Genomic DNA, 13,307 nt, shown 5'->3' with positions numbered 1-13,307 from the left:
CCTTACATGGGTATTGCCGAGAGTATGTGGTCTGAGCGTTACTTTGGCACGTTTATCTGTGGGGTGAAGGTGGTTTGGTGAGGGGTTGTCGTGTGGGCCAGAGAACGGGTACGGTGGGGGTGCGCGTTTTCCCCGTGGGGCTGTGCGCGCTCAGTTTACAGGCGAGGGATTGCAGGGGTATGTGCGGGAAGCGTCTGGGTAAAGTGATGGTGCTCGGGTGTATGTTGCCGGGTGTGGCGGCGCGTGTTTCTCTCTCCCCCAAGCTCGGGGTGTACGGGGACGCACGCGGCGGTTCTGACCTGTGGGGCATCTGCATACAAGCTCCCACAATGCCAGATACAGAGAACCAGGCGCCTCCGCGCTATGCGCCGGAGACACCGTTGGTGGGGCTGGACGTGGCGTTCCGTGCGGAAAATGGCTTCCTGCTCCAACTGACGGTGGACGCGGCACTCACGCGTTTAATGTTCTGCGGCCGGTGTTTGGCCGGTTATTCGTTCAGACCGGGGGAAGGTAGTACGCATCTGTCGGTAGCGGCGGGTTTTGAGTGCACCGCGCTCATCTACGATAGCCAGCACTTTCTTTCGGTTCTTGGGCAGGGCTTACTGCAGCCGAGCAGCTCGTCTTATTCAGCCGGTAACTGGCACCGCCCACGTTCATTGCTTGGCGTGCTAACGTGCACTGCCAAGGAGGTAGGCGCCATACACGAAGAGTCGGCGTATTAAAGGGGTCTGTCAGAACTATGCGGTGCCGGTGCAGCTGGGGGTACAGCACTATTTTAGCGCGCACTGGGGGATAGACGCGACGGCTACCGTTTCGTTTGGCATTGACACCAAGCTGGCTAAGTTCCGCATCCCGTATACGTTGCGCTTTGGCCCCGTCTTCCGCACCTAGGGGACGGCGCTGGGAGGAAAGAGTCCTGCCGGAAGGCGCCCTGCGGCGGGTAGTAGCTACCAGGAGAGGGTGACGCCGCACACGATGCGGCCGATTCCCTGGGTGAGGCACTCGGACACCAGCAGGTACGGGACATCAGAGAGCATACCCTGTTCCCAATCAAGGGAGAATACCGTCTTCTCTATGAGACTGGCTGAAATACCAGCACGCAGCTGTGCACAGTACTCCTTGGTTAGATAGGTAGCTCCTACTGCTCCACCTGCAGCAGGGGCATTCAGGTGTGCACGGTTGGTAGAGGCATGGACCGTAACGCTTGGCTTCACCCAGCCGTAATCCTGCACCGGGATGCGATAGCTACACCACGCCTTCCCCACCACCGGTGGACGGATATACTCCTTTTCCTGAATGCCACGCACAGCCGTCCCCCCGTTATTTTTGTATAGCGCATAGGTGAGGGGGATGTACACGCGTGTTTCAACGCCGGCGTCCAGGCCGGTGAGCAGGTGGGTGTAGGGGTCACCGCTCTTAGTTTCGAGCTTAAGGAATCCGGCAAAGTCGCCACAGCTTGCGATGGTGTTATCTAACACCCTGGTGCCAAAAACGTTTGCCGGTGCTGTGGCAAAGTATATGCCAGAAGACAGCCACTTCCACTGCGCCGTAAACAGCGCGTCCACCGCAATCTGATGCATATCCAAAAGAGCCAGCAGCGCGCCTGCACCCAACACCAGGTTTTCAAACGTGGGAACGAACAACGAATACACTGCCTTTTCCAGTTCCTGGGAAGAGGTGAGCGTTTGCGCTTTTTGCTGCACCACAGCGTTGATCCTCCGTATATTTTCCTGAACAGCTTGCTCAACACGCTGTCGTATAGTAGGCAGCGCCCTGTTGGTAGCGAGACTTACCAACGAGCCGATATGAGCCGCGTATGACTTGCCATTTATCGTATGCTTTTGCGTATTCGCTTTTTCTGCAGCGACGGTTTGCTGGTTGAACACAAGAACTTGCTGGATTGCAACCGCGGTCGACTGCGCAACCCGGGCCTGTACCTGCTGGGTGATAACGTTCTGCACCACGCCAGTAATCTGCCCGATAATGGGCCTCGCGGCGGCCGCCCCGGCACTAAGGAAGAAGAGCTTGGTTACATTTGGCAATTGCGCTGCGATTGCGGTAAGTGAAGGCAAGTCAGGTTGCCGAACAGGACTTTGCCGGACGTTCACCGGAACGGTCACGTCAATATTCACTACTTGTGTTCCATTGGTGCGTTTAATCTGATCGTGTGCCTGCTTCACCGCTCCTTCAGCGATCTGAGTAATAACTGATCTTGCCACCTGCACCGAGTTATCTATGGTGCTACCAACCGTATCAGCCGCCTGTTTAGCCTGTTCCTGCGCAGCGTGCGTAAAAATTGCCAGTGCAACCTCCTGTGCACGCTCGCGTGTCCTTTCGGTCCTCATCGCCGCGGTAGCCTCACTCTGGTGTTGGTTACCGGCGTCGAGGGCGAAGGAGAAGCGGAAGCCGGCGCCTGGTTCGAGGGTGAGTCGGCCCCCTACATTCCACAGCAGTTTATCCTTGTTCTGATTGTTTGCGTCCTTCTGTGCACCGATGAGGTATCCGTCTTCTAGCGTAACATTGCTGGCAAGCTCTACCGTGCACAGAGGGTGTCCTGCACGCGCATACATTAGCTTCAAGTCTGCCCCAAAGCCATACTTACTGTGCGTGGGGTCAGTACTATCCCAGGCACCGTTAGAGGCAAAGGAGAGAAACCCCACATCAAGGCTGACCCCACTGCCCCCAATGTCCTGTGCCCGATACCCAACCTTGCCGCCTAAACCCCCAAACCCCGGCGCATACTGTACCGCATCCTCCTGGTACTGCGCTGTCACCCACGGCTTCCACAGCCGGGCAAAGTTCGTCAGAAACGTGGGGTTCTTCCCAATCGTCAGGTAGGCCCCATAACAGTGTAGTGTCGCCTCTACCTTCCCCTTGCGCTTAACGGCAAAACCTGCCTTCCCCTGACTCAGGTCCGCCTGCAGGTCCGCCACCTTCAGCTCCGCATACAGTGCCGGGTGCTGCCCACGGCGCGTGTGGGTGGTGCGCATAACCAGGGGAAAGGATACTCCCACCGTGTTGGTAGTACGAAACCCGTGCTTCAGATTGTAGGGACCGGTGCCCATAACTGCACCAGGGGCCTGGCCATGACTGCCTACCCCCTTGCCATAGCTGATGCCCCACTCAAGTGTGGCAGAGCCAGTTAGCTTCGGGGAAAACTCCTGTCCGAGCACTCCCCCGCTCGCTCCTACCCCCACCACCACACACAGCACACTCCCCCACCGCATGCACCCCATGCTACCTCACCCCCCCCCCCGGCCCTGTCTAGTAGCCCCCTCACCCTGCCACCTGCACACACGCAAAAACTCACCACTCCTTGCACCTGCCTACCCGCCCGCATCGCGCGCACCCCAGGCGCAGACCTTTGCGAGCGCAAACGCACCGACACACCCAGCCACACATCCCATAAAAAGCGTAAACTGATCCTGCATCCCGGCTGCAGTTCCCCGTGGGAACAACGTCACGCTCGATCCCAGCACGAGCCCACACACACACGCATGCGCGGACACCGGGTACAACCGAAACCATGCGCGGAGCACCCGCGCCGCCCCCAGCAACCCTATCCCCATTCCCACACAGAGTGGAAACAGGAGCCCCCACACGTGCGCAGAACACAACCTGCTTATTACCGACGCGCCAGTCACTCCTCCCCCCTGCTCCACCGCGCGCAAAGACAACACGCTCAAAAGCGGTTGGTACACCCCCGCCAGCAGCAATACCAATGAACCGGAAAATCCTGGCGTGAGCATTGCCGCCGCCGCTAGCGCCCCTGCGCACACGGTCGCCACAAATCCGCGCGTGTGTGCAGTAGTAAGGACCGCCGTAGTCTGAACAGACGCAGGGGCGGTCGCAGAGGATGCGTCACGCGCGTGCTGCATGCGAGAAAACGCACACACTGCCACAAACCCAAGCAGCACAAAGAAAATAATTCTAACTGCACACCACACGCGGCGTGCCGCGTCCCCCACATGCCCGCGCGCTGTGCCTTCCGCCTGCACTGAGTGCTCCGCGGCAACACTGGCGGCACGCACCCGATTGCGCAAAGACGGCACACTTGCTAACAGCACCCCGGCCAAAAAGGCATTCGTAAGATGAGGAAATGCTTCGTACAACGCACGCATAAAGCGTGCGCACACCCCTATCCCCACCACTATTCCCCCCGCAAGGGCAAGCAAGCGTCGCCACTGACGGCACAGATGCGCTCTATCCAATGCTATTGCTGCAATCAGTAATTCCCACGTGCCACAGAGCAGCGCAACCGTACCCCCCGAAAGACCCGGTACCACGTTTGCCGCTCCTATTAACATTCCTATCCACACGTGCATGACCGGTGAACTCATGCTCCGCCTCCCCTGCTGGTCTTCTTTCTGCGAAAAAACGCACCCTCCCCTTCATCCGGGCACTTCTCTCAGTTCAACCGCGTCCATCGCATGCGCAACACACCCTCACCATACAAAAGGAGTCTGAAACTCTACATGCTCAGCGACAATCTTTACCCGCTGCACTCGCACCCCGTCCTCCTGCTGCCAACGATCCTGCTTGAGACGGCCGACCACCCGCAACCCCACTCCTGGCCGCACCTGTTGCGCACACACGCGCGCAAGTGCATCCCATGCCTCAACTTCAAAATACGAAACCTCTGTGTGCACCCTCCCCTCCCCTTGCACGCGCCGTTGCGTTTGAATGCAAAACGCACACACGGCCGCCTCCGGCACGCGCGCGGAAGCAGATGGAACGACATTTCCCTCCACAATAACGGCATTCAACGGATCCACCGATATTCCCCCTCCACCCGCCTTAGCGGTCGATGATGGACATATCGCTGCCAAACCACCGCTTTGAGAGCGCTGACACAAAACCCTCTCGCTGCAGCTGCGACAGAGTGCGCACAACCATGTCGCGCAAAGCACGCGCATCCGCACGAAACGCAAACACGTATTCACACGTGTCTATCGGTTCATCCAAAATTCGATACAAGCGCCGCAGGTGCGGCGTCACTGCGCAGAGCGTCACCAAATTCAGCGCCACCACATCTACTTCCGCTCGCGACAAAGCAGTGAGTGCCTGAACATAGTGGGCATACGTTTTCACCTGCCCAAACAACGCGTGGTATGCATCATTTTCTTCCACATCGGTCACTGCGTGGACCCCGAGCCGCTTTCCATGCAGGTCTGCAACCGTTGCGTACGGGGCTTGGCGCAACACCGCAAAGACGCGCACATCGCGTACGTACGGCTGCGTCAGTGCAAATCTGCGCGCGTGATCTGCAGTATAGGTGAATCCGTCTGCGATACAGTCAATTACCCCCGCATGGAGGGCGCGCTCCTTTTCATCCCAATGAACGACTTTCACCTGCACGTCCATATGGAGACGACGTGCCACTTGAGCTAACAGCTCAACATCGTAGCCGCGCGCCTCCTGCAAAAGCAACGAACACCGCGCAGGAGGAGGAACAACCGAAGAAGGAAGAGAGAAGGCAGAGAAAGTGGCAGCATCCACCAAGGGTGCCAAGCCCCGACCGACGCCCACCACAAGTGTACCCCGCACGCGCGCCTCATCGAACGACGCATCCTGCGCGTGAAACACCCTTGCACGAGGAGTACACGACCAGAGCATCCCCCCCACCCCTGCACACACGCAAAAAAAGCGCAGTGCAAAAAACGCACCGCTGCCTTGCACCTTTATTCTATCCCAATAACCGACTGACCAACACCAAACCATTTTTCTGCAATACGGTATGCCTCACCGGAGGCAGCAATACGATACAAGATTCGCTGAATTTCGTCACGCAACGCACGATCCTCACGCCGAAATGCAACCGCATACTGGCTCAACCCAAGCGGTACCCGCATCACCCTCAGAGGCGCACCCTGACGATGCACTGCGTCATGAGCCTCAACCAGATCCACAAGTGCCGCGTCCACCGCCCGGGTGCGCAGCGCCTCAAGCATGGCACTCCGGTGTCGGTACCACACAACCTTCCCGTGTGGTTCAAATCCAAACTGCCACTTCTCATTTCCCGGTACCGGACCACCGCGCAACACGGCGATGCGAGCCTGTCTATGCGACGAGCGCATAGGCAAAATATCACCGCGCGTATGCACAGCCGAAACACCTGTCATACGCTGCCCCAATTCCCGTTCCACGTGTGCCAAATCCGGATGCAACCTGCCCTCACGCACAAGGAGTACCTGCGCAGTACGCAGATATGGCTCGGAAAGTAAAAACTCAGTGCGGCGCCGAGCCGTTACGGCAAACGCCGTCCAAACGCAATCGACAAGACCACAGCGCAGCGCATTCCTTTTCAGCGTCCACTTTATGGGACGAATGATAAGGCGTACCCCCAATACACGACAGACCGCGCGCGCAAGATCAACATCAAAACCAACAATCTCCCCATTCGGATAGCGAAAACACATCGGCGGCGTACGATCGCTCACTCCCATAACCAGCGTTTTTGCCACGCGCACGCGCGAAAGAGACAGATCGCTATCTACGAGCAAATCAGGGGAATCGCAGCCGACGGCAAGACACAAAAGCGCCACCAGCAGTGCACAACACACGCTGCGCCAGACCACGCAGCCATCGCACCTTTGCACCCGCAGTGCTCCATCACGTCTGCTAGGAACCTGCATGAGGCAATGCACCCACCTCTCCAGAAAACAATTCCTTCCCCCCCACCGTTAGGAAGAGCGTCGCCCCTGCAGGCAATCCATAGGGGATGGTGAAACGTCCCCCCGGATGCTGAAACATTGCAAGCGCGGTACGCACCCCCCCTGGATACTGTACATCCAACACACAGGACATAGGATACGGATAACGCGGCAGATCGAGAGCTAAGATACCGTATATTTCGTGAGCCTCTCCACGCTCTGGAAAGAGCACCTGCACCTGCATGGCGCGAAAGGCTTCAACGCGCGAACCAGGGTCATGATCCTGTGCTGAAACCCGCGCGTAGTCCTGCGCATTGGCACGCGTTCTTCCACGTGCTTCTCCGTCTTTTCTCTCCCCAGAAGGAGACGGGGGAGATACGGTAAACTGCAAGGTGAGCGCCGTCTGCGCCATAACACGGTACAGCTCAGGCAAACTATATCCTACCAATAGGGGGACTGTAGTCTGCTCGCGCTCAGACCCCTTACTGACGACAAAACGCAACTCTACATCCGCAGACAGAACCGCGCCAGGAGCAGGGTCCTGCTCCAAAATGGTGCCAGCTGCGCCAGTGCTGAACCGATATAAGTGGGGTGTTTTCACTGAGATGCGGCGCTCAACTTCAGCAGCAGCGATGCGCGCCACCGCTTCTTCAACCTGCAATCCCCGATAGTCCTCAACGTGCGTAGTCACTGCTTGTTGGCTCACTACGAGGTCCACGTAGCGCCCAGCCTTGACGATGGCCCCCGCAGGTGGGTTCTGTTCAAGAACAACACCAGGCTTCTCACGGGTAGAAAACCGCAACTGAACGCGGGGATACAGCTCCTTTGCCTGCATCTCTATAGCAGCAGACACAAAGTCCTTGCCCACGATATGGGGAGTCATCACCTGATCAGGGCTTTTGAGGAACACAAAAAAAGTACACAGCGCAACGGCACAGACTACTACGAGTATGACAAATGAGGTAAGCACAACAACCCTCAAGGGACCATCATCCATACACCGCCGCCATCCTTCCACGCCCCAAAGTCCCTGGTAAGACTTGGGAGATAATTGAGCAACGCCAGCTAAAGTGGCAAAGGATCCTACCGCGAGTAGTACTCCACGATATGTTGGATATTCCCCACCGGATGGATATCCTGCGCACGCGGCAGCTCAGAGACAGTTGCCGAAAGCTGCTCCTCATCCACGTTTAGCCAGGAACCGCGCTGCCCCTGAGAAAGGGTCAGGTTGTGACGAATGATGCTATGAATACCTTTCCGGTTCTTAGTAGTGATGACATCATGCGCGCTAATGCGCATGGAAGGGATATTGGCCGTCTTCCCATTGATAAGGAAGTAACGATGTGACACCATCTGCCGCGCCTGCACACGACTGATCGCAAAGCCCATCCTGAACACCGTGTTATCCAGCCGCCGCTCCATTAGCGACAGCATATTGTTACCCGTCACGCCCTTCATCCGATGTGCCTGAGCAAAAAGATTACGGAATTGTCGCTCGGACATTCCATACGCAAAGCGAAACTTCTGCTTTTCCTTTAGCTGCTCCCCGTACACAGACACCTTTGCCCGCTGCTTCACCCCATGCTCCTTGCCTGGAGGCGCGGGCTTCTTGCCCAAAAGCCGCGTGTACTTTGGATTCCCAAAAATGTTAATCCCCAGCCGACGTACAATCTTTCCCCGTGCCCGCTTCACTGCCATCGCATAACTCCCTGCATGCCGCATCCCTCCCCACAAAACGGATATCCACTCCCTCAAACCTGCAACCGCATCGGAGCGCGCGCAAACAAAACCCGCACGCCCACACAAAGCTCTTTCAACCGGCTGAGAAGGACAGAGGAGTCTAGAAAAAATACCTGCGCGCGTCAAGAACGACTGTCTTTTCGCTCCAAGCCCGCCGCCACCAGCGCCCGGAACAAAGGGTGAGCCCGGTTCGGTCGAGAACAAAATTCCGGGTGGAACTGCACGCCGAAAAACCACGGATGCTCCCCGTGCTCCACCACCTCCACTGCGCCACAGTCTGAATCCACTCCCACCGGACGCAACGCGCTCGCCTCAAAGCGCGCTCGATACGCCGCGTTCAACCCATAGCGGTGCCGGTGCCGCTCCCAGACCTCCCCCCTACCGTACAGTGCACGCGCGCGCGAACCTTCCGCAAGCAGACAGCGATACTGTCCCAGACGCAGGCTTCCACCCGTTGGGGTATCTACACAACCGGGCAAAAGATCAACAACCGGGTGAGGGGTGTCTACCGCAAATTCTCGAGAGTGTGCACTTGCCAGCAACAGTACATTGCGCGCAAATTCAATGACTGCAATCTGCATCCCCAAGCAAATGCCAAGATAGGGCAGGTTCTGCACACGCGCGTGCGAAACTGCACAGATCATCCCTTCAATCCCCCGCACGCCAAAGCCACCTGGAATTACCAGCGCATCTGCGTCCGCAAGAGCGTGCCCAGCGTCCTGCACGCTGCAGATTTCCTCTGCGTCTATCCAGCGCATGTCCACTCGCGCACGATGGCAAATACCCGCCGCCGTCAACGCTTCGCTCACGCTCAAATACGCGTCCGCAAGCGACACATACTTACCCACCAGCGCCACCGTAAGCTCCCGCCGCGGATAGTACAGTGCACGGACCATTGCGCGCCACGCCGTAAGATCTGGCTCTGCCCCCTGCCCTGCTGCAGGATGCAGACCACCGTCTGTACGGACCGTCCCCCCCGCTCCCAACACAGCCGACTGCGCGCCTCCTGCACCGAGATTACGCGCCACCTGCCCCCCGCAGCAGGTATCAAAAAGACGCAAACGCTCACACAAGAGCGCTCCCAGCCCTTCTGCTTCCAAAAGGAGCGGCACCTCATAGATAGAACGAGCCGTCACGTTCTCGACAATAGCACGCCGCTCAACATTGCAAAAAAGGCTCAGCTTTTCGCGCACCGCATCCGTGATGTGACGCTCGCTGCGGCACAGGATGACATCCGGCTGCACACCAAGTCCTAGCAGCTCCTTTACGCTGTGCTGTAGCGGCTTGGTTTTCATTTCACCACAACTGGGTAAGTAGGGAACTAAACCCAAATGAATAAAAAGACAGCGCTCCTTCCCCAGAACACGCCTGATTTGACGAATCGCCTCGATGAACGGAAGCGACTCTATGTCACCGACGGTACCACCGATTTCGGTGATAACCACCCGAGCCCCCGTGGTAGCAGCAGCGGCGCGAATTCGCGCCTGGATTTCATCCGTAACGTGAGGAATAACCTGTACGGTAGCACCTCCGTATCCTCCCGCGCGTTCACGGTCCAAAATAGCCCGGTACACGCTCCCCGCAGTCGTGCTATTGAATCTACTTGAAGGCACGTCCGTGAAGCGCTCGTAATGGCCCAGATCCAGGTCCGTTTCGCCGCCATCTTGCGTGACAAACACCTCCCCGTGCTGATAGGGATTCATGGTACCGGGATCCCCATTCAGGTAGGGATCAAACTTTTGATTCACCACGGATATACCCCGGCTCTTAAGCAAAAGTCCGATGGCACCTGCGGCAATACCCTTGCCCAGCGAGGAAACTACACCGCCTGTAATAAAGATAAAAGCCGGATCCATACGGCACGAGTGTAGCGTGTCCATGCGTTTTTTAAAAGGGAGCACCCTGCCTCTCCCCTGCGCCTGTAGGGTGGACTGTCCCATCGGCTTGCATCGAACATTGCTTTCGAATACCATGGGCCCCATGAACGCGCGCGCTGCCCTCGCTCTTGCCATGGTCTTCACTTTCCAGAGGTTGTGCGCAGAAGAACGTTTCGTTATCTCCACTGAATACTTCGACATCATCTACACCGAGGCCTCGACTGAGTCTGCGCGTATACTGGCGAAGCACGCTGACCGGTACGAAGAACAAATCAGCCTCATGCTCAATCGGGTTCCTGACAAGAAAAAGCGCACCACCGTCGTCCTGTATGCCCACACACAGGATGCAGGCGGGTCTTTCTCTTCCAAACCGTCAAGGAAAATAATCATCAACGATACGCGCGTTCCCAATCTGGGTTTAGGCAGTTTTAAGGATTCGCTGCTGAGCATTTTTTACCACGAGCTTACGCATAAGATTTCTCTCGATTTCTTCATGCCGCTACTCCCTCCCCTCTTTACCGAAGGGGTTGCCGTCGCCTTTGAAAGCAACGACGGCACGCAAGGGCGACTGCACGACCCGCTGACAATGCATTACTTAATTCAGAACAAACTGGAAAACGTCTCCCCCTCCTGGAGGGAGGTTGCCGAGCTCAGATACAACTACCCCCACGGTATGCCCTACGTGTATGGGGGAAAATTCACCGAATACCTGCAGAAAATATACGGCAAGGAGCGGTGCGCCCGGCTGTGGCAGAACTCCTGGCGTCTCTTTATTCGACACCGTTTTTGGGACGTTTTTCAAAAGAATCTGGGAACTGCGTGGAATGAGTTCATCGACAGCATTCCAATCCCGGAGAAGGTGGCACAGCCGCAACTCCTTTCTGAACGGGAAGCGCAGGGTCACTACGGTGCACGCAGCGCTGCGCCGACGGGCTTCGCCTATTATGACCGTGACCGTCACGCGGTGCGTTTCCGTGACAAAGCAGGTGGGGTGCGCACGCTGTTCTCTCATGACAACACGCTGCATCATCTGAACTTCTCCGAGGACGGACGCTATTTGGCAGTATCAGACACCATTGACACGTGGAGCGAGCGCACGCACCGAGTACGCGTTTTTGACACACACTCAGGCTCGTTCTCGCCGGAGGTGTACACTGGCGCGTCCGAAGCTTGCTTTGTGGGGAACGGGCAGAAAATAGTATTCGTCCGGGTGCAGGGGCAATACTCGCGCCTCACGCTCAAGGACCGCACAGACCCTACCTTCGAGAAGGTGTTATACGAAGCAGGTCCTGGTTTGCCATTCGGTGCGCTGTACGCGCCGGCGTACGCCGGTGATGGCACCGTCGCCATTATTGGCGCACGCGGTATGGAGCGTAACTTGCTTTTCATCCCGGTGGACGACAGGCCAATGATGCAGGTTCCGCGCGAGCAGATGCCACACGCAATGCGGGAACTGCAGTCGCAAAAGATCAAAGGCTCGTGGACGCTCACCTTTAGCTGGGCAAATATGAACATGCTCTCTCGCCTAGGTTTTTACGACGTGTCCCGCCATACCTTCAGACTAATGGACCAGGACGTGTCAGGGGGGGTGTTTGCACCGGTGGTGTACGAGGCACTGCCTGCTGCGGTGCACGAAGAGTCTGCAGCAGAGGCGACCATACGCGGTGAAGAGCCGGTTGTGCGTGTGGCCTACACCGGCAGACACCGCATGCACATGAGCCAATACCAGCGGGATGACCGCGCCCTGCGCGAGCGGCGGGTGTCGCTGGTTCCCTTGCACCCGGCAGAGGCGGAGGAGCAGTCGCGCCCCGCCACGCTCATGGTTAACGGAGAGTTCATAGCAGACGTGCACGAAGCCGACCGCGGCAGACGGTACCGCGCAGCTCAGTGGATGTGGCCTCCCACGTTCTCACCCCGCTTTGTGCCGCCAAACAGCTTCAGCAGCCTCAAAGACCTTGGACACACCGGACTGGGGGTGAACATGAAGTTTGCCGATCCGTTTGGGCTCGTGGAGGTGAATCTCCAGTCGGTTTCTCATTTCTATCCGTTTTTTACCTCGCTGGGGCTGAAAAGCTCTTTTTATGTGGGCAAAACCACGTACGCCCTACGTGCGTATCACGAGATAGACACCGGAGGGTTCCGGTACACTAAGCTCGGCGGGGCCTTTGAAACGCTGACAAACTTTCCTATGCAGGATGACCGAAACGCGTTTTTTGTGCGAACTGCCGTGGGGGTAGACTCCTACTCCTGCCTGTGCGCCAACGGCGGGGGTAACGGGAATTGCTGCGGCAACAACGGGGGGCAGCAGTGCTGCGCCTGCAATGGACAGGGCGCAAACGGACCACATTATTACAAGAGCCTTGAAAGCCCCTTCATTCAGGCACAGGTGGAAATGGGGTATAGCTTTTCTCAGCGTGCAGAGCGCACGGGAACAAACTGGTTCGTGGCGGACGTCACGGGGGTGAGCCTGAAGTTACACGTTGCAAATAGTTTTGACACCGGTAAAACAAAAGACGCGGTGCTCGTGCAAACGAAAGGGTCATTCCGCCTGCCGGTGGTGCCCCTACGGGTGGGCGTCAGCGCGTACGTTGGGTATAACGCCGGGTGGCGCGGGGGCAAAGGAAACATTCTGGCGGAGCACCCAGTGTACGGCTTTCCCGGTCCTACGTATTTACCCAAGCTCGCAGGGGTTGGTGGTATGGAGGGCTCGTGTAAAAAAAGCAAGAGTGCAGGGTTCGGCGCTGAAGCAGTGCTCACCATCTTGGACTACGACATCAGCATATATGATCCCTATCTGCCCGTCTTCTACCGAAATATTGTTTGGAACGTAAGCTGCGAGTACGTGCTCAATGCGCCAGACTTTTCCTCACCCAAACACCTGTGCGTTGCAAGCACATCACTGGTTTTGGAGTTTGACCTGGCGGATGTAAAAGTACGGGCCGGGGTTCAGTACGGCTTCCAACTTGCAGAGACGCAGAGCGCCACAACCCCCGGTTTCAGCCCGATTTTTTCCATGGCCGTGTAGGAAGGTTCCCCC

General features: G+C 57.4%; 12 protein-coding genes. 4 read left to right on the top strand and 8 right to left on the bottom strand.

The window, feature by feature from the left end; genetic code table 11:
- The first annotated feature begins 6 nt into the window (after positions 1–6).
- Genes TPANIC_RS05665 through TPANIC_RS05470 form a run of 3 tightly spaced genes read left to right on the top strand, consistent with a single transcriptional unit; the run spans position 7 to position 891 of the window.
- Positions 7–81 carry a hypothetical protein gene (locus TPANIC_RS05665; RefSeq protein WP_235214118.1) on the top strand — a complete coding sequence of 25 codons (75 nt, stop codon included), beginning with the start codon at positions 7–9 and terminating at the stop codon, positions 79–81.
- The gene (locus tag TPANIC_RS05570) at positions 75–722 is read left to right on the top strand and encodes a DUF2715 domain-containing protein (protein ID WP_010881764.1); all 648 of its coding nucleotides are present in this window, start codon (positions 75–77) and stop codon (positions 720–722) included. The genes TPANIC_RS05665 and TPANIC_RS05570 overlap by 7 nt, the downstream gene beginning before the upstream one ends.
- 28 nt (positions 723–750) lie before the next feature.
- Positions 751–891 carry a DUF2715 domain-containing protein gene (locus TPANIC_RS05470; RefSeq protein WP_175393427.1) on the top strand — a complete coding sequence of 47 codons (141 nt, stop codon included), beginning with the start codon at positions 751–753 and terminating at the stop codon, positions 889–891.
- A gap of 56 nt (positions 892–947) precedes the next feature.
- Here TPANIC_RS05470 and TPANIC_RS01545 read toward each other — a convergent pair whose 3' ends face one another.
- The 8 genes from TPANIC_RS01545 to TPANIC_RS01510 form a co-directional block, all read right to left on the bottom strand.
- Positions 948–3,236, bottom strand: coding sequence for a major outer sheath N-terminal domain-containing protein (locus tag TPANIC_RS01545; RefSeq protein WP_010881762.1), 2,289 nt, complete (start codon positions 3,234–3,236; stop codon positions 948–950).
- 90 nt (positions 3,237–3,326) lie between these two features.
- A complete protein-coding gene (locus tag TPANIC_RS01540) occupies positions 3,327–4,340 on the bottom strand; it encodes a DUF368 domain-containing protein (RefSeq protein WP_010881761.1) in 1,014 nt (337 codons plus the stop codon).
- 105 nt (positions 4,341–4,445) lie between these two features.
- On the bottom strand, positions 4,446–4,775 hold the full coding sequence (locus TPANIC_RS01535; RefSeq protein WP_042491858.1) for a single-stranded DNA-binding protein: 330 nt from the start codon (positions 4,773–4,775) through the stop codon (positions 4,446–4,448).
- A gap of 22 nt (positions 4,776–4,797) precedes the next feature.
- The gene (locus TPANIC_RS01530) at positions 4,798–5,721 is read right to left on the bottom strand and encodes a transporter substrate-binding domain-containing protein (protein ID WP_235214085.1); all 924 of its coding nucleotides are present in this window, start codon (positions 5,719–5,721) and stop codon (positions 4,798–4,800) included.
- Positions 5,682–6,578: an ABC transporter substrate-binding protein gene (locus tag TPANIC_RS01525; RefSeq protein ID WP_014505457.1), complete on the bottom strand. Its 897-nt coding sequence runs from the start codon at positions 6,576–6,578 to the stop codon at positions 5,682–5,684. The genes TPANIC_RS01530 and TPANIC_RS01525 overlap by 40 nt, the downstream gene beginning before the upstream one ends.
- Before the next feature lie 43 nt (positions 6,579–6,621).
- Positions 6,622–7,650 (bottom strand): PASTA domain-containing protein, encoded by a 1,029-nt coding sequence (locus TPANIC_RS01520; protein WP_010881756.1) that lies wholly within the window; start codon positions 7,648–7,650, stop codon positions 6,622–6,624.
- Between the two features lie 86 nt (positions 7,651–7,736).
- Complete coding sequence (gene rpsD / locus TPANIC_RS01515; protein WP_010881755.1) at positions 7,737–8,351, bottom strand: 30S ribosomal protein S4; 615 nt, start codon at positions 8,349–8,351, stop codon at positions 7,737–7,739.
- 164 nt (positions 8,352–8,515) lie between these two features.
- A complete protein-coding gene (locus tag TPANIC_RS01510; protein ID WP_010881754.1) occupies positions 8,516–10,249 on the bottom strand; it encodes a CTP synthase in 1,734 nt (577 codons plus the stop codon).
- Here TPANIC_RS01510 and TPANIC_RS01505 point away from each other — a divergent pair.
- Positions 10,176–13,295: a WD40 repeat domain-containing protein gene (locus TPANIC_RS01505; protein ID WP_010881753.1), complete on the top strand. Its 3,120-nt coding sequence runs from the start codon at positions 10,176–10,178 to the stop codon at positions 13,293–13,295. The two genes, TPANIC_RS01510 and TPANIC_RS01505, sit on opposite strands and share 74 nt — an antisense overlap.
- Positions 13,296–13,307: the final 12 nt, after the last annotated feature.

The sequence above is a fragment of the Treponema pallidum subsp. pallidum str. Nichols genome, assembly GCF_000410535.2.
Taxonomy (GTDB): Bacteria; Spirochaetota; Spirochaetia; order Treponematales; family Treponemataceae; genus Treponema; species Treponema pallidum.
This window is presented reverse-complemented; position numbering and strand designations above follow the sequence as displayed.